The organism is Bacteroides sp. L10-4 (genome assembly GCF_013373675.1).
GTDB classification, from domain to species: domain Bacteria; phylum Bacteroidota; class Bacteroidia; order Bacteroidales; family Bacteroidaceae; genus Bacteroides; species Bacteroides muris.
Map to the genome: position 1 here is coordinate 1 of NZ_JABXJH010000012.1, position 21,524 is coordinate 21,524.

A 21,524-nucleotide genomic window follows, 5' to 3' on the forward strand; every position below is an offset into this window, starting at 1 on the left:
TAATCGGGAGGATTTGGTTAACTTTGACTGAGTCCTTGGAATTAGTAGTTTTCATGGAGAAAAGTCGCCAAACTTTTCCTTTAAATTACTAAATTTCAGGGACTTTTGCAGATTTAATCACTTGAAAATTAAATGTTTAACAGCATATATTTAATTTTTGTCATCTACTAAAAATAATATCGAAAATGAAATCTTTTATTTTACATAGGTTTTGGGTTCTGCATGGTATCAAGAATCTGCAACGGCAGTATGCCCCATACGGCACGCGAGTGGAGATTCTTAAGGACGAAAAGGAGTTTATAGTGAAACTTCCCTTTGTGGGCGGAGATGTGAACCGCTTCAACACAATATAGTCTTCTTTCCGAAGAAGAATCTGGAAACGTGTAGTTTGTCCATAGTCCACGCCATAGCTATGCAGCCGTTAAGGGTAAAGAAGGTAGCAGTGACAAGGAACAGCATTCCTGTAGGGTCGAAGGCGAATATGGGTAGAAACGCCTTGGACAGAATGGTGAAAATGGGCGATAAAAGGAGTATGACCAGCGTATTACGCCCTATAAAAAAGGTGAGCCACCGGACTTGTGCAGACAGATAATTGTAGATTGCCAACAACAGGCTGATGGAAAGCCAGGTGATGGCGACTCCTGCCAGAGTACCTCTATCCAGATTGGCGGGAAAACAGCATAGTATGACGAATGGGACAATGGCAAGAGGTGTGCCGCGAAAGACCTGTGTAAAACGAAGCCCGCTTTGGCTCACTATTATGCCGATAAGGAAATAGAGGGCATTGGAGAAGTTCATCAATCCTCCGCAATAGGAAAGGGCAAACAGGCAGACACCAGCCACAACCAGTCGGGAGACAACCGACAACCGTACATAGCGGAACGTGATGTAATAGATGAGGCTGCACAGAATTAGCGTATGCAGATACCAGTAAGGACCCATCGGATGAAGGAATACCTTGTCAATCAGTACGGCGGGAGTGATTTCAGCCACGCTTTCGCGTACGGGTAGGAAATGCGACATCACTGTGTAGGCTGCCTCCATACAAACATACGGAATGAAAATCCATAGGAACTTGCGGAGAAAATTTCGGGCATCCTTCCGGTTGTTGGCCAGATAGCCCGAAATAATCAGGAAAGCAGACATGTGGAACGTATAGACGATTTGTTTCGCATACGGATACTTGTCGCCTATATATACAAGGTGAAAAATAATCATCAGGATGATGAAGATACATTTCAGATAATCTATCTCTTTGACACGGTTTTCCATGAACGATGAGGTTTGCTAGTTGTATTTCAGGGCGTAAAGATAATATAAGTTGCACATAATTCAAGCTTCTTGGAACGTTTTGATAGATGTGAAATTCTCACTTTGGGCATCCGAAACGAAGAGTGTGAGCAAATAATTAGTATTTTTGCACCTGTTATTTATCTCGAAATTATCCGATTGTGAAAGATGAAAAAACAACTGTCTTATGCTCTTTTAATAGGGCTGGTTGCTTGTGCATGTGTACGTCCCAAGTCTGCTGAAACCGCTAAAGAACCGGTGGCTGGGCAAGACAGTACACAGAGTTTCGAACTGCCGGCCATTCCTGCTACCCTTACCTCTGTTGCCCAAAGAGAAGATTATCTGATTCGACATTATTGGGACCACTTTCCGATTGCCGCCCAGACAACAGTTTTTCCTTGTGAGAAAAAAGGAATAGAGCAAGCTTGGGTTAACTTCTGTTATTTGCTTCTTCCCTGCCCCGAGGACTATTCGGAAGCTCGTATCAAGGAAACTTTTCATAAATTTCTCGTCAATAAGGTTGTCCTCAAACATTTCATGGGGTTGGCCGATAAATATTGGTACGATCCAAACTCGCCCATCCGCAATGAAGAGTTTTATATCGCTATGCTCGAAACCATATTGCGTGCCCCGGTACTGACCGATACGGAGAAGCTCGTTCCCGAAGCCCGTTACGAGCTGGCGCAGAAAAACCGGAAAGGCAGTCGCGCCATCGATTTTGTCTACACTCTGAAATCCGGCAAGCAGGGTACTCTACATGCACTCCGGTCGGACTATACCCTCTTGTTTATCAACAATCCCGGTTGCCATGCTTGCGAAGCCGTCATTTCCGAATTGAAAAGCTCCGCACTGGTGAGCCGCATGCTTGCCGACCATGAGCTCACCCTCCTTGCCATGTATACAGACGAAAATCTTTCAGAATGGAACGAACACCTTTCGGACTTTCCGAAGGAATGGATAAACGGCTATGATTCCGGACAGCTCATCAATGCCGGACAATTGTATGACCTGCGAGCCATCCCTACGCTTTATCTGCTTGATGCAGAAAAGAATGTACTGCTGAAGGATGCTCCTTTTGCACAGATAGAAGAGTATTTGATTCTTCATCCCGTTCTCTGATTCTAATTGCCATACGGCGAATCAGGAGCATCTGGAGAGGCTGTATATAGGTCGTTTTCTTTTTTTAAGAAAAATAAGCACTATTCATTTGTTTGCGTTGTATCAGATTAATAATTTTGCGACCGTTTTTAAAATTAAGCATAATAAATAGTAAAAATACGGTCTCATGAAGAGAAAGTTTTTGGTTGTTTTTATGTTGAGTTGCTGTATGGCGAACCCAGCGGTGTTGTATGCGCAAGAACAATCCGTACAGCATTTGAAAAGCAAAAAAAATGTTACTAGCCTGAGTGATGGCTCTCTCCACTTCGAAACGGAAGACTCACTCAGAAAGAAGAAGCCGCGTGTGGCGGTGGGTACAAACCTGCTTTCATGGATAGGGTTTCGTCCGGACTTATCGTATACTACATACGGAGGCAATGTGTATGCTGAATATTATTGGGGAAAACGTTACTCTCTGAAGGGCACTTTTGCCTATTGCGAGCACTCTTACAAAGGAGGAAACCGTTTTCAGGGATTTACTTCCTATGTACTCGAACCGCGCTTCTGGCTCAAGAAAGACGAAGTGTTCAAGGGTTTCTTTGTGGGTGTCTACGGTCAGATAGGAGACTTTAACGACCGCATACCGGAAGCCAACCATACCGGACATTTTCATAGCGAAGGCGTTTCGGCGGGCTATCTTCAGCCTGTCTGGAAAGGGCTTGCTGTAGAGTTGAATGTGCGTGCAGGTTATCGTCATTCCGATGTGAAGAAGTATGTGTTGAACGAAAAAGGCGACAGATGTCTGTGCCGTAAGTTCAAGAGGGATGAGTTTGTGTTGACGGGGTTCTGCCTGAATCTGCTTTATCGGTTCTGATGTATCACACTTGTTTTCGTGTTCCGGTGAAGACTTTGCGATAGAAACAAAATCAATTAGTTTTTTAGATATGAAAAGAATTTTTTATTCCGTTTTGGCGGTAATGATGCTGTGTTGTGCAGCGTGTACTCGTTCAGAAGAAGAAGGAGTATTGCCCGAGGGTGGCAAGTCGGGTCAAAAAGTATTTGTGAGAATTGAAAACGTACAAGTGCCTAAGGTACGTATGATAGAAGACGAAAAGAATGATAAGACAGAGAGCGCTGTGGAGTTTCAGAGTGGCTATCTGTTTTTCCTTACCCCAAAAGGACAGGTGAGAACCCATTACAGCATTGTGAGCAATGAGGAAGATGTGGATGATGAAGGACACAAGCTGTCGTTGAAGCAGATACAAGAGGGACATACGTTCACGGGTATCTCAGGAGATGTGTCCAAGGTCTATATCGTGGGTAATGTGACCAGTGATGAATTGAACGACCAGGATATTCATAGTGGAGACCTTCCTTTCATATCCGACATACACCTCAAGAAAATCTCTCTGGGCAACCAGCACGCAGACAACATGAATCATGTGGCACTTGCCGGCATAGAGGGGTTGACAGATGGAGGTGCAGGCATGAAGGAAGCCACGGTAACTTTGTCTCCCCTCTGCGCCCGTCTGGAGATAGGCAAGATTACGACCGACCAGACCATCCTTGATTACAAACTGGACGGTGTTTATGTGGCCGGATTCTATGAGAAAATGCCTTTGAATCAGCAGTGCGTCGAGTCTGACTGGGTATCTCCGGATTATGCGACCAGTGATGTGGAAGCTGAGTTGAAAACCTTTTATACCCGATATGGCTGGATGGCCGATTGCATTGAGTTTAGCAAGGTGCAGGAACAGACAGAGGACGGCCACAATGTTTATTCTTTCTATCCTGAGGCCACTCAGAGCAAGAAGTGGGCTTATCCGTTCTTTGCCATTGAAGAGCCTGCCGAAGGTGTGGAACCTTATAAAGGCCATCTGGGCGTTCACCTTCTCTTGAAACTGTCCGGGATGACAGTGAAACTTTATGACGAGACCACCAACAGCTGGGAAGAGAAAAAACTGGAAGGGGTACGTTATATCAATCTTAACCGGTTCGTGAGAAGCCATTCGGCCCATGCGGACGCTGTGAACTTCTACAATGGACATATCTACAAGATAGATGAAATCAAGTTTGGAACTACCAACCTCTCAGACAAGATTATGCCGACGGACGTAAGTGTCAAGGTTACGGTGAGTGTTGCTCCTTGGAAGATTGATAATATTTATCCTGCATTGTAAAAGGCAACGGTTCAGGTGCTTATGAAAAGAATATTGCAATTCTTGTTGTCTTTTCTCTCCTTGGCCTTGGGATGTGTTTCCTGCCTCACCGAGGTGGAGGTGGGTGGCTGCAACAATGCGGTCGTCAGGTTTGAATACATGGCCGACGGTGCGGAAGACTGTTTTGCAGAGTATATATCCGCCGTAGACTATTACATTTATGACGAGCAGGGGAGTCTGGTGATTGCTTCGCGACTGGACAAGAAGAATCTGGAACATTTCCAAGGATTCAAGTTGCGCCTGCCTCGGGCAGGTACCTATCAGGTGGTGTGTTGGGGAAACATAGGCAGGCAGAACATGGCTTCTGCCACCGAAACGCTTGCCGGTGCCCGTGTCTGCAACCGGGAGGTGGCAAGCGGTTCTTTGCCCGGCAGCAACGACCCGCTTTATCTGGGAAGTACCGCTTTCACTCTTGCCGATGTGGATGGCAGAAAAGAGACTGTACTTCGCTTCCATGCTGCGCATATTACCTTCAAACCTTATATTGTTTTCGCAGGACAGACCGTGGTGCAAGATACGGATTGTCCCTATGAGGTGAAGGCAGGAATGTTTCCGGCCGAGATGAGCTTTGAGGGTGAGGCGGCAGGTGAAGAGACACTGTTCATGCCCTCCATGGATGCCTTTCCGGAGCGGAATATGTATGGGGGAGTGTGCGAGTTGCCTCTTTTCGGGGAGGACACTCCGGCCGTAGTGATGGTGTTCGATTGCAAAAGCGGTAAGAAACTGGCGGAAGTCAGCTTGCAGAAGTACATGGCAGAACATGGCATCCACCTTGCAGGAAAAGAAGAAATCGTGATAGAGATGCTGATAAGCATATCGGGCACGAATGTAACCATAAAATTGCCGGTGTGGGAAGAAGACAGCATCTTCCCTGCCTGACGGAATAAAAATATGAAACAGATAGTTGGAATAATGACCCGGACGGTGCTGCTTGTTGTCTGGGGGATGATGGCCGTTGCTTGTGAACGTGGGGATGGCATTGATTCTGCCGACCCTCTTGTCGCTGTGGCAGTGCATACTCGGGCGGGAGAGACGGACGGAGACCGACTTTCACCGACTTTGCAGCAGGGCATTGTATTTGCTTACAATGCAGACGGGATTTTGGAAGGATGTGCTACGTTCGATGCCACTTCCACTATGGTGGCATTCAAGTTGCGCGAGGGGAAAAAGACTTTTGTCGTTGTGGGAAATCCCCGTGAAGAGCTGAAAAAGAAACTGGTGAGACAGGTGGGGGCTGCTTCGGAGGAAACACCCGGCACGATTGCTGAAACCGGTGACGAAACGGTTACGTCATGGACCAGCCCCTATCGCTACGAAAAGTTGAAAGGCGTGGTGGTAGGCTCCGACGACTTGGACTACATACGGACGAGCGGGCAAGTGCTGTTGTGGGGGGAGACGTGCACCGACGTACGGCAGAGCACCTCGGCGTCTGACACGCCGCTAAAGGTGGAAGTTGAAACATCAGCGGTGGTTTCCCGTCTGGAACTGTATGTACAGTGTGTCGCTCCTCTGCTGACGAAAGATGTTGTCATCACCGGAGTAAAGCTGGTGGATGTGCAGACGTCCGTGTTGCTGAACGGCAACAAGAATGCGGAAGCAAAGAAGGGCAATTTGGCATGTTCCACGCCCGATAACAGCGCTGTGTTCTCGAGTGGAGACGAGCCGCATTACAACGGTGAGGGTATTGATTTGTCAAAGCACTCGGCGGTGTGTACAGCCTATTCCTATCCGTCGAAGAATATGTATGTGGAGATGAATGTGAAGCTGAAAGGCAATGTAGGCGCGGAGACCTATAAGCTTTACGTGCGAAACCAGGAAGACGACGACAGCGAAATGCGTGCAGGGCATCTTTATAGGATGCTTGTGACGTTTGTGCTTGACGAGAAAGGGAAACTGACCGTCGCCGAGTGGCAGAACGTGAACAACGATTTTGTCATAGGCGGATGATATGTCTTCCTGTGTGTGGGATGATGAAGCGTTTATTTTCTGAATTCTGATGAACTACTTATGAAACCAGTTAATTATATATTGAACGTATGCTTGTTATGCATACTATGGGCATGTGCCGATGATGTCATCGGCCCCGGAACTCACGAGGCCGGAGAGGCCGGAATGGAAGAGGTGTCGTTGTCGTTATCGGTGCGTCCTGCCCGTGTGATAGGCAGGCTGCCGGACGACGGAACCGCATCGACACGTGTATTGGATGAGGCCAAGGAGAAGGCGGTGGATAACATCTGGGTATTCCAGTACGACTCCAAGGGCAACCTCATCGCCTTGCCCCGCTATTATGAGCCCGATGACCTTGACGATGTGAAGATAATGCTTCGTCCGGCTACTTCGAGTAAGGTGTATGTGCTGGCCAACCTGAACGATGACAAAGGCTTCGTGAGTGACAGTCTGGCCACTGAGGAACGCTTCTCGGAGCTGATGTTCAGTTTCGGGAAAGACGACCTGCACGATGAGGATGGCACCAACATGCTGATGCTGGGCAGTGCCACGCTCGACATCCTTCCCGGGCACACGAACAATTTCGAAATCTCCTTGGTACGGATGCTGGCCAAGATTACCTTCCGTATTGTCAAGAATGAGGAGGCAAATGCACTGAAAATCACTCGTGCAGAGGTGAAGAATATTCCCGCCGGTTTTCGCGCCGTGGCACCGGCAGCGGGTACGATATATCCCCAGAAACTCGATTCGGTGGTGGACTATACCATCAAGTCGCCGGCATCGGATGTGGATTATGTCTGGTACATGCCCGAGAACATGCAGGGTAGTAACAAGAACACCGACCCCGAGAACAAGAACAGGAACGCGCCTGCCAACGCCTTGCACCTTCAGCTCTACGTTTCTTCCGAGGCCGATGGCAGCAACTATATATATACCATCTATCCGGGCATGAACACCGTGGACAACTTTGACGTGAAGCGGAATCATAACTACAACGTGAAGCTCAGCCTCACCTCTATCAAGACGGACAACCGCGTGGTGGCAGCACCCGCCAACTGCTACGTGATGAAGCACAACGCTTTCATCATGTTCGACCCTTATACACGTACCGAGACCGGAGGTGGCTGGAAATATACCGATTATGTGGACAAGAACAATCCGGACAAGGCACTCCATGATGTGGACATTTTGTGGCAGACCGGTGACGGGACGCACTTTCCCATCGGTGACAATTCGAAAAAAGACCGGGTTTTCTTTGACGAGACAGAGCAGAAAGTGTGTGTAAGGAGCGGTGGCATTAACGGCAATGCCGTAATTGCGGCGCGCAATGCCAAAGGTGTCATCATCTGGTCATGGCACATCTGGGTGAACAATGAAGCTCCGGCACAGCTGTCGCATGCGGTGAAGTACACCACATACAGCTGGAACAGCAGCGGCATCAATACCGGTAAGCGTGTTCCGGGATACAGTTTCATGTCCTGCAACCTGGGAGCGGTGAGCACCTCTGTGGGCGATATAGGTACCTTCGGCATGTATTACCAGTGGGGCCGGAAGGACCCGTTCCCGCAAACGGCAAGAACGGATGGGGTCACTTTCTATGCGAATGCTTATCCGTATGTACAGAGAGTATATGACAGCAAAGCAAAACTGCTGCCTATGACCAGTACGGCTGGCACGGGAGAGCTGTTCAGGGCCGTCAGGGTGACTCCGGACACAGGCAACATAGAACATTCCATACAGAATCCTACGGAGTTTATGGCGACCGTCATTCCCGGCTTGTTCCAGAATGGCGGAGAGAGTAGCGGACAACCCGGTCCGGGCAATGGAAACACGCACGACCCGGCATATTATATCAATGACGGTGACTGGTATTGGGGACATAACGACAAACTATGGGGCGGGGTTCCTTTTGACGAAGCCACTGTCAACTATAACAATGTAGTGGCCAATAACGGGGCTACGAAGAAGTCCCTTTTCGATCCCTGTCCTGCCGGCTGGATATTGCCTCGAAGCGATGCGTGGATGGGATTCACAAGTACAGGGCTGAACACCGACACTTATACACAGCAGAATTATTCGAACCATGGTAGTGAGCATGCGCATCATGGTATGACGTTCTATATGCAGGCTTGGCGCAGCGGTCCGACTTCATTCTTCCCCCTCTGTGGCTGGAGAACGGGTGACGGCAGTTGCTTCGTGGTGAATGGGTGTGGAGGATACTACACCTCTGCGGCTTCTTACCACAATGCCTCTTCCATATTCCATATTCATCCGGACTTGGTGAACCCTTACGATTACGGTTACCAGTATGCCCGCCGTTCCTGCGCATATCCGGTGCGGTGCGTGCGCGAGGAGATGGACGAGTGATTCCTGTAAAGGGCCGTGGGTGCGCGGCAATAGAAAAGTGAAACCAGGCTTGCGGATATGCGTCCCGAAGTTGGGGATGTCTATCCCAAGGTTGGGGATGTCTATCCCAAGGCTTGGGATAGAACCGGCAGCCTGTCTTTATCATTTTTACAACGAATACTTCAGGAGTTTATTGTCTGTATCTTGCAACTCTATTGCAAGTGTTTGTCAGGCGGGTAACCTATATCCTGTGGCAAGATTGCCGTTTTCTGGCAGAAGCCACAGCTCTTTCGTTGAAGGGAGTCAGAAGGAGTTAGGCCGATAGTATCGCTCTACATCAACATAACTATCGGCTTTAACTTCCGAGCCCGAAAGGCGATAACTCCTTCTAACTCCCTTCAATTTCCTTCAATGAAAAAGCCGTATGGAGCTAAGGCATATTTCTTCCTTTTCCGATTGTTTTTACGTATGGAAAGTGTATATTTGTGCATGAATCACTAACTTAATGTAAGAACAGACTATGATAACAAGCCAATTGCTTCATCCGGCCAGCATCGTGGTGGTGGGTGCATCCAATAACGTGCACAAGCCCGGAGGGGCTATTTTGAAGAATCTGCTTAGCGGCGGATATGCCGGCGAACTTCGTGCTGTGAATCCCAAAGAGACCGAAGTGCAGGGCCTTGCCGCTTTTGCCGACGTGAAAGAACTGCCCGATACAGACCTTGCCATCCTTGCCATTCCTGCCGTCCTTTGCCCCGATGTCGTGGAAGTACTTGCCGCGGAGAAGCAGGTAAAGGCGTTCATCATCCTCTCTGCCGGCTTTGGCGAGGAAACTCCTGAAGGAGCTGCGTTGGAAGACCGTATACTGGAAACGGTAAACCGGTATGGAGCTTCCCTGATAGGCCCCAACTGCATCGGTTTTATGAACTCGTGGCATCATAGCGTATTCAGCCAGCCCATCCCGCAACTGCATCCGCAAGGGGTGGACCTGATTTCCAGTTCCGGTGCCACGGCGGTGTTCATACTGGAGAGCGCCGTGACCAAGGGATTGCAATTCAACTCAGTATGGTCTGTGGGAAATGCCAAGCAAATCGGTGTGGAGGATGTGCTGCAATACATGGACGAACAATTCAATCCGGAGACGGATTCCCGCATAAAACTTCTTTATATTGAAAGTATCGGTGACCCCGACCGTCTGCTGTTCCATGCGTCTTCGCTCATCAAGAAGGGCTGCAAGATTGCAGCCATCAAGGCGGGTAGCAGCGAGAGCGGCAGCCGGGCGGCAAGTTCGCATACGGGAGCCATTGCCAGCAGTGATTCGGCGGTGGAGGCCTTGTTCCGTAAGGCAGGTATTGTGCGTTGCTATTCGCGCGAGGAGCTGACGACCGTAGGTTGTATCTTCACACTGCCGGAACTGAAAGGGAAAAACTTCGCCATCATTACCCATGCCGGCGGTCCGGGAGTGATGCTGACCGATGCGTTGAGTAAGGGCGGACTGAATGTCCCGAAACTGGAAGGGCCGGTGGCGGAGGAACTCAAGAGCAAGCTTTTTCCTGGTGCAGCCGTGGGAAATCCCATTGATATCCTGGCCACGGGTACGCCGGAACACCTGCGCCTCTGTCTGGAGTATTGTGAGGAGAAGTTTGACAATATTGATGCTGTAATGGCTATTTTCGGTACCCCGGGACTGGTGACCATGTTCGAGATGTATGACGTATTGCACGAGAAGATGCAGACTTGCAGAAAACCGATTTTCCCGATACTTCCTTCCGTCAATACGGCGGGAGCCGAGGTTGCTGCTTTTCTGGCAAAAGGCCATGTGAACTTTGCCGATGAAGTGACCTTGGGCACGGCACTTTCGCGGATAATGAATGCCCCGCGGCCTGCCAATAATGAAATCGAGCTCTTTGGAGTGGATGTTCCCCGTATCCGCCGGATTATTGATTCCATTTCCGAGGACGGTTACATTGCCCCGCACTATGTGCAGGCGCTGCTTCGTTCGGCAGGCATTCCGGTGGTAGAGGAGTTTGTGTCCGACCGGAAGGAAGAGGTGCTTGCCTTTGCACGCCGGGTAGGTTTTCCGGTGGTGGCCAAGGTGGTAGGGCCGGTACACAAATCGGATGTGGGAGGCGTTGTCCTGAACATCAAGGGTGAACAGCATCTGGCGTTGGAGTTCGATCGCATGATGCAGATTCCCGCGGCGCATTCCATCATGGTGCAACCCATGCTGAAGGGTACGGAACTGTTTATCGGTGCCAAATATGAAGAGAAGTTCGGGCATGTAGTGCTCTGCGGTCTGGGAGGCATCTTTGTGGAGGTGCTGAAAGATGTGTCTTCCGGTCTGGCACCCTTGTCTTACGAGGAGGCTTACTCTATGATTCATTCCTTGCGTGCCTATAAGATTATTAAAGGTACGCGCGGGCAGAAAGGCGTGAACGAGGACAAGTTTGCAGAAATCATTGTGCGGCTTTCTACCTTGTTGCGTTTTGCCACCGAAATCAAGGAACTGGACCTCAATCCGCTGTTGGCCACTGAAAAGCAGGTGATGGCGGTGGATGCACGCATTCGGATAGAGAAAACGTGATTTTCGAAAGGTGGCAGTCCTGATGCTGTACCTCGGTTTATCCTGCCCAGTCTTCCCTGTCCAGGTTTCTGTAACCGATAGCTTCCGCCAGGTGCGCCGGCTGTATCAATTCGCTGCCTTCCAAGTCGGCGATGGTGCGCGCCACTTTCAATATGCGGTCGTAGGCACGTGCCGAAAGGTTCAGCCGGTTCATGGCATTCTTGAGCATGGCAAGCCCTTTCTCATCCGGACGGGCGTAGAGAGACAGCAACTTGCTGTTCATTTGCGCATTGCAATATACACCGGGAATGTCTGCGTATCTGGCTTCTTGAATTTGCCGGGCATATATCACACGCTCTCGTATCGTGGCGCTCGACTCACCCGGGCGGGTGTCCGCCATCTTTTCAAAGGGGAGTGGGGTGACTTCGATTTGCAGGTCTATGCGGTCGAGTAAAGGCCCGGATATACGATTCAGATACTTCTGTACTTGTCCGGGGCTGCAAACGCAGGCTTTGGTAGGGTGGTTATAGTAGCCGCATGGGCATGGGTTCATAGAGGCTACCAGCATAAAACTGGCGGGATATTCCACATTGCACCGAATGCGTGATACGGTAATTTTTCTATCTTCCAGCGGTTGACGGAGAACCTCCAAAACGCTGCGGTTATACTCAGGCAATTCGTCGAGGTACAGGATTCCATTATGTGCCAGGCTGATTTCACCGGGTTGGGGGAAGCTTCCTCCACCGGTCATGGCTACTGTGGAAATGGAATTGTGCGGATCGCGGAACGGGCGTTTTGAAATAAGTCCGCCGCCCTTGCCAAGTTTTCCGGCAACGGAATGGATTTTGGTTGTTTCCAGACTTTCTCCCAACGATAGGGGAGGAAGTATGGAGGGAAGACGCTTTGCCAGCATGGATTTTCCGCTGCCGGGGGCCCCTATGAGAAGAATATTGTGGCTGCCTGCGGCGGCTACTTCCAGAGCCCGCTTCACGTTTTCCTGCCCCTTTACTTCCGCAAAGTCCAGCTCGAAAGAGCTTTGCTGGGAGTAGAACTCTTCACGGGTATTGACCTGCGTCGGAGCCAATTCTTGTTTTCCGTTGAAGAATTCAATGACATCCTTGATATTTTCCACGCCATAGACTTTCAAGTTATTCACTACGGCGGCCTCATGTGCGTTCGAGCAGGGAACTATCATTCCTTCAAAGCCCAGTTCTCTGGCTTTGATGGCAATGGGGAGTGCTCCTTTGATTGGTTGCAGGCTACCGTCGAGGCTTAGTTCGCCCATCAACAGATAACGGTCCAGTTTATCAGACCGGATAACCTCGCTGGCTGCCAGCATGCCGATGGCTAAAGGCAAATCATAAGCAGAGCCTTCTTTTCGGATATCTGCCGGTGCCATGTTGATGACGATATTACTGGTCGGCATCCGGTAACCGTTGACCTGCAAAGCAGATATGATGCGTTGATGGCTTTCTTTTACCGCAGAATCCGGCAAGCCGACTAAATAGAACATACAGCCTCTGGAGCTGTTGACTTCAATGGTGATGAGGGTTGCGTCAATACCTTGAACAGCCGCTCCAAAAACTTTTATGAGCACGTTTTAATAATTAGGGGTTAATGATGGCAGGGTGGGGGCTACCGTCGGTTTTGTTTTTTGAGTCTCTTTCCGGTCTTTTCCTTCTCTTTCTCCTTTTGCTCTATTTCTGCCAGTTTCTTCTTAATGTCTTCCTCGCTCATGTTTTTCCCTTCAATTTTTCCGGAAGGGCTAAGAAACAGATTGGCTGGCAATGCTTGTATGGCGAGCTGCTTGACGGGAGAGGTATTCCATCCGGAGAAATCACAACTCTGTTCCCACTTCAGGGTATCTCTTTTGATTGCTTCTTCCCATTCCTTTTTGTCAATGTCCAGGGAGATGCCCCAGAGGGCGAATAGCTTGTTCTTTTCTTCTTTCTTGTAAATCCTGCGCAGGGCAGCGTTGGCTTCCATGCTTTGTTGGTTCCAGGATGCCCAGAAATGTATCAACAGATATTTGTCCTTAAAATTGGTGCGGCTGATTTGTGTACCTTTCGCATTGGGCAGATGAATGTACGGGATTGTTTTCCCGACAGATACTTTCTCTTCTTCTTGGATAAGGTCAAGCAGTTCATCTACATACGGGCGGTCTTTTAGTCCTCCGGTCATGTGTTCTGTCATTTCTTTGATTAAGGCGAAGTCCGGTTGCGGTTTTTGCACGAAATATTTTTCCAGCAGATAGATGCTTGCCAATGAAGCAGGATGGCTGTTGATAAAGGTCTTTGCTTTTTCCTCCAATGCTTTCTCCGAGGAAGTGCTTAAACCTTTCAACTCTTTCTGAAAGGCTGTCAGTTCTTCATTGAAGACATTCCCCGTAATTTCCAATGAAGTAATATCGGAAGCAGAACCTTTTATCTTTATTTTATTTCCTTTGTTCAAGTAAAGAGGATACTCTGTACCGTCACTGAATAGCAACCATGCAGAGGCCAGCGTGTCGGTGCTGAGGGTTACGGAGAACTTGTCATCCTTGACAAGCAGTGTGTCCATACGGTTATAGAACTTGTCCGTACCATATATATAAAGGGTATCATTCCCCAGTCCTTTGATTTCACCACTTAGGTGGACTGAATTCGTGTTTTTGTCGCCGCAGGCAGACAATATGATAAGCAGAAGGTATGCAAGATAGATTTTCTTCATTCCGGGTCTTTTTCTGATACTTCGTCGCGAAAATACTTCTTTTTGGTGTGAATAAAAAGAAATGCCCGACATATTTCTATGCCGGGCACGTTCTTTTCAATCTAACCTTTATTATTTGATGATATTCATAAAGTCAGTGTCAGTGAAGTACTTGGCGAATTCCAGGTCAGAAGCAGCTTTCTTAGCCAAAGCCGGTTCTTTTGCAATGGCATTCTTCAGACTGCTGGTTACCATAGATGTATTGTTGGTTCTTGCACCAAGTACAGCCTTCAGGTAGTCAGTGTAAGCGTCTGGCTTTTCTACGCCGGCCAGTGTGCTCTTAGCCTTGTTGTAGTCCTTAGCCAGGATTTGTGCCAAAGCTGCGCTGTTGGTTTTTGTGTCACCGAATGAGTTGACTGCTCTTTCATACTGTCCTTGGGCTACATACAGATTACCCAATGCCTCGTTCAGCTCTTTAGAACCGGAAGCTTTGCTCATGTAGCTTTCTGCAGTATTTCTGTCACCCTTAGTCAAGGCAATCAGACCGAGGTTCATGTTTGCTTCAGGAGCATCCTTGATGGAAAGGGCTTTCTTGAAGTAGCTTTCTGCCTTGTTAAGGTCACCAGCCTGATAAGCCAGTTTGCCTAAGTTGTTGTAAGCACGGAAATCGTTCGGATAAATTTGAGTAGCTTTTGTGAAGATAGCTTCTTGCTTGGCAACATCTTTAGTCAAGGTGGTAGCATACAGCAATTCTTCGATGTTCAATTGTTTGGCATCGCTGTCGGCCAGTTTTGCGATTTCTTCGTCGGACTTACCGATGATTTCGTAGTTCAAAGTCAGACGTGAACGACGCAGTTGCGGCAGGATTTCGTCAGCCAAAGTCTTATAAACAGAAGAGATGTTCTTGATTTCCTGTTCTCTTTGTTCGGGATCCTGATACATGGAAAGAACGCGGAGAATCAATTCTTTGTCTTGGATGTTTGATTTGGATACCAGTTCCTGGAAGCCTTCCCAGTCCTGAGCTGTATACTTGGTGTCTACCGCTGCATTGATTTTTGCTCTCTTCAAATCTCTGTTGATTATCTTGGCCGTGTTGTCCTGGCGGTTCTCAGCCAGAGTGGTATTCAAGCCTACACCACCATCGGGAGAAGCGTATGCGGAGATTTCGATGTTGCTGATTTTCTTGTTTTCAGCTTCGTCTATGTTTTTCACTTCTTTGCCGAATTCTTTGGCAGTCTTCAATTCGCTGGCGCGTACGTTGGCTTGTTGAATCAAGAACATGATGTTGGCGTCATGCTTTTCTTTGATGATACGTTGGAAAGCGTCGTCACCGTTGGCGGGGTTAGCGCTGCCCAATGTTTGTTCCAGCATCTCAGAAGTGGAGATTACACCGTCGGCTACTTTTACGGCAGGTATATTGACAGTCTTTTTGCCTACTGTAGCCTTGAACTCCAAATACAGTTCGGATTTTGCCATTTCCGGTACATAGTCGAAAGATGTCTTCATGGTGTAGCTGCCGCCCATCTTGTAAGAGATAGTCTGGTCATTACCTTCTACCTTTTCTCCCTGGAATACAGCAGACTGGCCTTTAGCTTCGCCACCGTTCCATTTCAGCACCGGGGTAACTTCTACCACAGCCTTCTTGTTGAAGTACTTTTCGGGGAATTTTCCGTTGATTGTAGCGGGAACTTTACCACCTACAGCTTCCAAAACTTGAGGAGTCACGGTGAAATAATCTGATGACAATTCACCCATCTTTTTGCTGCACGATGTCATTAATGCAACAACCATTGCCATTAAAAACGGCAGATACAATTTCTTAGTCATTTTAGGTATAAATTAATTGTTTGTAATTGAAATTTGTCTATTTCATGTTAGTGTGCTATTTAGACATGGACACAACAACGCAAAGATATTAAATCCTATTACAGTTTGTTAACTCGCGCGGTAATTTTATCATAATTTAATGAATTTCCCGCTCTTTGCGGTACTTTATATTACGGGGATGGTGTTCTATGATTTCACTACGCAATCTGTGCCGGTCGATGTGTGTGTAAATTTCTGTTGTAGCGATGGATTCGTGGCCCAGCATGCTTTGTATGGCGCGCAGGTTGGCGCCTCCTTCAAGCAGGTGAGTGGCAAAGGAATGGCGGAAGGTGTGCGGACTGATGTTCTTGGTGATGCCGGCCTGCTTTGCCAGTTCCTTGATAAGGTGGAATACCATGATGCGTGAGATATTTTTGCCCCAGCGTGCCAGGAATACGTAGTCTTCGAAGTCCTTTTTGATTTTCCAGCCTCCATTGCGGTCCACGAACCAGTTCCTTATCTCTTTGATGGCACGGGACGATATGGGTACAAGGCGCTGTTTGCTGCCCTTACCTTCTACCTTGATGAAGCCTTCGTCGAAATACAGGTCGGAGATTTTCAGGTTGCACAGTTCCGATACCCGCAGGCCGCAACTGTATAGAGTCTCGAGGATGGCCCGGTTGCGTTGCCCCTCGTTTGTGCCTTGGTCGATGGCGGAGATGATACGGTCTATCTCTTCCACCGTCAGCACTTCCGGCAGATGAAATCCGATTTTAGGCCCCTCCAGCAGTTCGCTGGGGTCTCCCTCCAGATAGTCGGACACAACGAGGAAATGAAAGAATGACTTGATGCCTGACAGAATGCGTGCCTGCGAACGGGGATGGATGCCGATATCGTGTAGTCCGGAGGCAAAATGTTGCAAGTCATCCAGCGTTGTGTCAAGGATAGCGATGTTCTCTTCTTTCAGAAAACGCAACAACTTATCCAAGTCCGTTTGATAAGCATTCACCGTATTGGGCGAGAGTGCTTTCTCTAATTTTAGATACTGGTAGTACTTTCTGATTATCAGTGCCTGTTTCTCCTTATTCATGAACTTTTCTTCTGATTTCATTTCTTTTTTGCTACCTTTGCGCTGTAATTACGTATCCGGTCGGTTCGTACTTGTTCCGTACCTATAGACTACGGAGCAAGTATCAGCCGGATACGGAGCAAGCCCTTTTCAAGGGACAAAGGTATAAAAAATTGTGTTATGAGGATACAGATTATTAACGGCCCCAATATAAATCTCTTGGGCAAACGTGAACCTTCCATTTACGGTAGCGTAACTTTTGAAGACTATCTGGCTGAGCTCCGTAAGAAATATGCGGATGTACAAATTGACTATTTCCAGTCCAACATTGAGGGAGAGCTGATAGATAAGATTCAGCAGGTGGGTTTTGATGTGGATGGCATCATTTTGAATGCGGGTGCTTACACACATACATCCATCGCCCTGCAAGATGCTATCCGTTCGGTCACTTCTCCGGTGATTGAGGTACATATCTCTAATGTGCATGCCCGCGAGGCTTTTCGTCATGTGTCCATGATTTCCTGCGCTTGCAAGGGTGTTATTCTCGGTTTCGGGCTGAATTCCTACCGTCTGGCCATGGAGGCGTTAAAAGATTATTAAATAAAATAGGTATATAGATTATGTTATTGAAGCAAACGAAGATTGTAGCAACGATTTCTGACCAGCGCTGTGATGTTGATTTTATAAAGCAGTTGTTCGATGCGGGTATGAATGTTGTACGTATGAATACTGCACATCTTGCTCGTGAAGGTGCTGAGAAGTTGATAAACAATGTGCGTACGGTTTCCAACCGTATTGCCATCCTGATGGATACGAAAGGACCGGAGGTCCGTACTACTGTCCTTGCCGAGCCCATTCCTTTCAAGGCAGGCGACCGCGTGAAGGTGGTAGGCAATCCGGAACAGGAAACTACCCGTGAATGTATTTCTGTTTCGTATTCTCACTTTGTTAAAGACCTGGATGTGGACGGCCATATCTTAATTGACGACGGTGATTTGGAGTTGATTGTTGTGGAGAAGACTCCCGACTATCTGCTTTGCGAAGTACAGAATGAAGCAGTCTTGGGCAGCCGCAAGAGCGTCAACGTTCCGGGTGTTCGCATCAATCTGCCCTCTTTGACGGAGAAGGACCGCACCAATATCCTTTATGCCATTGAGAAGAATATAGATTTCATTGCCCACTCTTTTGTGCGCAACAAGCAGGATATACTCGACATCAAGTCCATCCTCGATGCTCACAATAGCGACATCCGTATTGTTGCCAAGATTGAGAATCAGGAAGGTGTCGACAATATTGATGAAATCCTGGAAGTGGCGGACGGTGTGATGGTGGCTCGCGGTGACCTCGGTATTGAAATTCCGCAGGAACGTATTCCGGGCATCCAGCGTGTGCTTATCCGCAAGTGCATTCTTGCCAAAAAACCGGTGATTGTAGCCACACAGATGCTTCATACCATGATTTCCAATCCGCGTCCCACCCGTGCGGAGGTGACGGATATTGCCAATGCCATCTACTATCGTACGGATGCCTTGATGTTGAGCGGCGAAACCGCCTATGGAAAGTATCCGGTAGAAGCAGTGAAGACAATGACCACGATTGCCGCCCAAGCGGAGAAAGACAAGCTGCCTGACAATGATATCCGTATTCCGTTGGACGAGAACAGCAACGATGTGACTGCGTTCCTGGCCAAACAAGCGGTAAAGGCTACCACCAAACTGAAAATCCGTGCCATCATCACCGACAGCTACAGCGGCCGTACTGCCCGTAACCTTGCTGCTTTCCGTGGCAAATATCCGGTATTGGCCATTTGCTACAAGGAAAAGACCATGCGTCACCTGGCTCTTTCGTATGGTGTGGAGGCCATCTACATGCCCGAACTGGCCAACGGACAGGAGTATTATTTCGCCGCCTTGCGCCGCCTGCTGAAGGAAGGCAAGCTGTTGCCTACCGACATGGTGGGCTATCTGAGCAGCGGTAAAGCCGGTACGCGCACTTCCTTCCTCGAAATCAACGTAGTGGAAGATGCCTTGAAGCATGCGGAAGACAGCGTGCTGCCCAATAGTAACAGATACTTATAATAATTGATAATGGACAGTTGATGATGGATGAGTGCCATGCGGAGTGGCAGTCCATTATCAACTGTCCATCATCAACCATCCATTATCAATTAACAAAGTGACGATTGACGAATACATTTTGCAGCACATTGATGATGAGGGCGATTATCTGAAAGCACTCTATCGTGACACGCATGTCAAGCTGCTATATCCCCGCATGGCTTCCGGGCATTTGCAGGGGCGCATGCTCAAGATGTTTGTCCGGATGATCCGTCCCCGGCAGGTGCTGGAGATAGGGACTTATAGCGGATACTCTGCCTTGTGCATGGCCGAAGGGTTGCCGGAGGGCGGGATGCTGCATACGTTCGAGATTAACGACGAGCAGGAAGACTTCACCCGCCCGTGGCTGGAGAATTCCGGTTACGCGGATAAAATCAAGTTCTACATCGGCGATGCCTTGGAGTTGGTGCCGCAACTGGACCTCACTTTCGACCTGGCTTTCATCGACGGGGATAAGCGCAAGTACATAGAGTATTATGAGATGGTGCTTGCCCGCCTCTCCGATGGAGGCTATATCATAGCCGACAATACGTTGTGGGACGGGCATGTGCTTGAAGAGCATCCTCATGGCAAAGACTTGCAGACCATCGGCATCAAGGCCTTCAATGACCTTGTGGCACACGACAAGCGCGTGGAAAAGGTGATTCTTCCCTTGCGCGACGGCCTGACTATCATAAAAAAACTGTAAACATAGCGTTCGAGTGATATATTTATGTACCTTTGTTCCTGAAATAAAGGAATTCAATGTATGGAGACAACCCGTCAGAACAAAATAGCCCGTTTGCTCCAAAAGGAGCTGAGTGAGATTTTCCTGTTGCAGACTAAGTCCATGCCCGGCATGCTGGTATCGGTCAGTGTCGTGCGCATCAGCCCCGACATGAGTGTGGCGCGTGCTTACCTCAGCATCTTTCCTTCCGAGAAAGGGGAGGAGATGATAAAGAACATCAATGCCAATATGAAGTCCATCCGCTATGAGCTGGGCAAACGTGTGCGCCACCAGCTCCGCATCATTCCCGAACTGAAGTTCTTTGTGGACGATTCGCTGGATTATCTCGAGAAAATAGACGAACTGCTGAAATAGAGTGTCCGGTGACCGGCTGATTCATCATGAACCTGTCTTTTTTCATAGCCCGGCGATACCTTTTCTCCAAGAAGAAGCACCATGCCATCAATATCATCTCCGCTATCTCGGTATGCGGAGTGGCACTGGCCACGTTGGCGCTGGTGTGCACCCTTTCCGTGTTCAACGGTTTTCAGGATATGGTGGCGGGGTTCTTTACGGCTTTCGACCCGGAGCTGAAAATCACGGTTCGCGAAGGGAAGGTGTTCGACCCGCATTCTGCCGTCTTCCGGCAACTGCGTGCCTTGCCCCAGATTGAGGTATGGACGGAGACGCTGGAAGAGAATGCCATGGTGCAGTACAAGGACCGTCAGGCCATGGCAGTCATCAAGGGCGTAGACGATAACTTCGAGCAACTGACCTCCATCGACAGCCTGCTTTATGGTACCGGCAGGTTCATCCTGCACGACGAGGTCGTTGATTACGGCATCTTGGGCGTGGAACTGGTCTCCGAACTGGGCACTGGGATTCAGTTCGTCGATCCCTTGCAGATATATGCTCCCAAACGGAACGCCCGGGTCAACCTGGCCAATCCTTCCGCTTCCTTCAGCCGCGGCCATCTGTTCTCGCCAGGGGCAGTGTTCGTGGTCAACCAGCAGAAATACGATGCCGGCTATATTCTCACCTCTCTTGCTTTTGCCCGTCGCCTGTTCGGTTACGGCACGGAGGTCTCGGCAGTAGAACTGAAGCTGAAGCCGGAGGCCGATGCGGATGTAGTCAAAAAGGAGATTTCCCGCATTCTGGGCGACGACTTCTCCGTGCAGAACCGCTATGAGCAGCAGGCCGACGTGTTCCGCATCATGGAAATAGAGAAGTTCATCTCCTATCTTTTCCTTACCTTTATCCTGGCTATCTCTTGCTTCAATGTGATAGGCTCCCTGTCCATGCTGATTCTGGACAAGCGCGAGGATGTGGAGACCTTGCGGCACCTTGGTGCTGACAGCAGTCTGATTTCCAAAATCTTCCTCTTTGAGGGTCGTCTGATTTCCACATTCGGTGCACTGGCTGGCATCGTGCTGGGGCTGTTGCTTTGCTTTCTTCAGCAACGTTTCGGCTTCGTCTCGTTGGGAGGCGGCGGCGATTTCGTGGTCGATGCCTATCCTGTCAGCATACATCTGACGGATGTGCTGCTGGTGTTTGCCACGGTATCGGTGGTAGGTTTCCTCTCCGTGTGGTATCCGGTGCATTACTTTACGCGCAGGCTGCTGAAGAGGTGAGGGCAAAGATGACGTATCTTTCCTTTTGATATAACTGCTTCTGA

The 21,524-nt window shown here is 48.8% G+C and carries 18 protein-coding genes; 13 read left to right on the forward strand and 5 right to left on the reverse strand.

Annotated features, from left to right (window positions below):
- Positions 1 to 185 precede the first annotated feature (185 nt).
- The gene (locus HU824_RS05690) at positions 186 to 353 is read left to right on the forward strand and encodes a hypothetical protein (RefSeq protein WP_255260474.1); all 168 of its coding nucleotides are present in this window, start codon (positions 186 to 188) and stop codon (positions 351 to 353) included.
- Here the strand turns inward: HU824_RS05690 and HU824_RS05695 are convergent.
- Positions 340 to 1,272, reverse strand: a complete 933-nt coding sequence (locus HU824_RS05695) for an acyltransferase (RefSeq protein ID WP_176468345.1) — start codon at positions 1,270 to 1,272, stop codon at positions 340 to 342. The genes HU824_RS05690 and HU824_RS05695 overlap by 14 nt on opposite strands.
- Before the next feature lie 186 nt (positions 1,273 to 1,458).
- Between HU824_RS05695 and HU824_RS05700 the strand changes: the two genes are divergently transcribed.
- The 7 genes from HU824_RS05700 to HU824_RS05730 all read left to right on the forward strand — a co-directional run bounded on the left by HU824_RS05700 (position 1,459) and on the right by HU824_RS05730 (position 11,484).
- Complete coding sequence (locus HU824_RS05700) at positions 1,459 to 2,409, forward strand: DUF5106 domain-containing protein (protein ID WP_136010006.1); 951 nt, start codon at positions 1,459 to 1,461, stop codon at positions 2,407 to 2,409.
- A gap of 166 nt (positions 2,410 to 2,575) precedes the next feature.
- On the forward strand, positions 2,576 to 3,262 hold the full coding sequence (locus HU824_RS05705; RefSeq protein ID WP_176468346.1) for a DUF3575 domain-containing protein: 687 nt from the start codon (positions 2,576 to 2,578) through the stop codon (positions 3,260 to 3,262).
- Positions 3,263 to 3,332: 70 nt separating this feature from the next.
- Positions 3,333 to 4,568 (forward strand): hypothetical protein, encoded by a 1,236-nt coding sequence (locus HU824_RS05710; protein ID WP_136010008.1) that lies wholly within the window; start codon positions 3,333 to 3,335, stop codon positions 4,566 to 4,568.
- 21 nt (positions 4,569 to 4,589) lie between these two features.
- Complete coding sequence (locus HU824_RS05715) at positions 4,590 to 5,486, forward strand: FimB/Mfa2 family fimbrial subunit (protein ID WP_136010009.1); 897 nt, start codon at positions 4,590 to 4,592, stop codon at positions 5,484 to 5,486.
- A 12-nt stretch (positions 5,487 to 5,498) separates the two neighbouring features.
- Positions 5,499 to 6,554, forward strand: coding sequence for a hypothetical protein (locus HU824_RS05720; protein WP_176468347.1), 1,056 nt, complete (start codon positions 5,499 to 5,501; stop codon positions 6,552 to 6,554).
- A 60-nt stretch (positions 6,555 to 6,614) separates the two neighbouring features.
- Positions 6,615 to 8,921 (forward strand): DUF4906 domain-containing protein, encoded by a 2,307-nt coding sequence (locus tag HU824_RS05725; RefSeq protein WP_176468348.1) that lies wholly within the window; start codon positions 6,615 to 6,617, stop codon positions 8,919 to 8,921.
- Positions 8,922 to 9,420: 499 nt separating this feature from the next.
- Positions 9,421 to 11,484 (forward strand): acetate--CoA ligase family protein, encoded by a 2,064-nt coding sequence (locus HU824_RS05730; RefSeq protein ID WP_176468349.1) that lies wholly within the window; start codon positions 9,421 to 9,423, stop codon positions 11,482 to 11,484.
- Positions 11,485 to 11,521: 37 nt separating this feature from the next.
- Here HU824_RS05730 and HU824_RS05735 read toward each other — a convergent pair whose 3' ends face one another.
- The 4 genes from HU824_RS05735 to xerD form a co-directional block, all read right to left on the reverse strand.
- Positions 11,522 to 13,060: a YifB family Mg chelatase-like AAA ATPase gene (locus HU824_RS05735; protein WP_136010013.1), complete on the reverse strand. Its 1,539-nt coding sequence runs from the start codon at positions 13,058 to 13,060 to the stop codon at positions 11,522 to 11,524.
- Between the two features lie 38 nt (positions 13,061 to 13,098).
- Positions 13,099 to 14,172, reverse strand: coding sequence for a DUF4369 domain-containing protein (locus HU824_RS05740; protein ID WP_136010014.1), 1,074 nt, complete (start codon positions 14,170 to 14,172; stop codon positions 13,099 to 13,101).
- A gap of 111 nt (positions 14,173 to 14,283) precedes the next feature.
- Positions 14,284 to 15,978, reverse strand: coding sequence for a tetratricopeptide repeat protein (locus tag HU824_RS05745; RefSeq protein ID WP_176468350.1), 1,695 nt, complete (start codon positions 15,976 to 15,978; stop codon positions 14,284 to 14,286).
- Between the two features lie 136 nt (positions 15,979 to 16,114).
- Positions 16,115 to 17,068, reverse strand: a complete 954-nt coding sequence (xerD, locus tag HU824_RS05750) for a site-specific tyrosine recombinase XerD (RefSeq protein ID WP_136010016.1) — start codon at positions 17,066 to 17,068, stop codon at positions 16,115 to 16,117.
- Between the two features lie 138 nt (positions 17,069 to 17,206).
- On the opposite strand from xerD, the gene aroQ reads away from it, so the two are divergent.
- The 5 genes from aroQ (at position 17,207) to HU824_RS05775 (ending at position 21,480) form a co-directional block, all read left to right on the forward strand.
- Positions 17,207 to 17,626 carry a type II 3-dehydroquinate dehydratase gene (gene aroQ, locus HU824_RS05755; RefSeq protein WP_005834372.1) on the forward strand — a complete coding sequence of 140 codons (420 nt, stop codon included), beginning with the start codon at positions 17,207 to 17,209 and terminating at the stop codon, positions 17,624 to 17,626.
- A gap of 20 nt (positions 17,627 to 17,646) precedes the next feature.
- Positions 17,647 to 19,104, forward strand: a complete 1,458-nt coding sequence (gene pyk / locus HU824_RS05760) for a pyruvate kinase (protein WP_136010017.1) — start codon at positions 17,647 to 17,649, stop codon at positions 19,102 to 19,104.
- A 97-nt stretch (positions 19,105 to 19,201) separates the two neighbouring features.
- A complete protein-coding gene (locus HU824_RS05765; RefSeq protein ID WP_176468366.1) occupies positions 19,202 to 19,831 on the forward strand; it encodes an O-methyltransferase in 630 nt (209 codons plus the stop codon).
- Between the two features lie 60 nt (positions 19,832 to 19,891).
- Complete coding sequence (gene rbfA, locus HU824_RS05770; RefSeq protein WP_136010018.1) at positions 19,892 to 20,224, forward strand: 30S ribosome-binding factor RbfA; 333 nt, start codon at positions 19,892 to 19,894, stop codon at positions 20,222 to 20,224.
- A 26-nt stretch (positions 20,225 to 20,250) separates the two neighbouring features.
- Positions 20,251 to 21,480 (forward strand): FtsX-like permease family protein, encoded by a 1,230-nt coding sequence (locus HU824_RS05775; RefSeq protein ID WP_176468351.1) that lies wholly within the window; start codon positions 20,251 to 20,253, stop codon positions 21,478 to 21,480.
- The last annotated feature ends 44 nt before the right edge of the window (positions 21,481 to 21,524 follow it).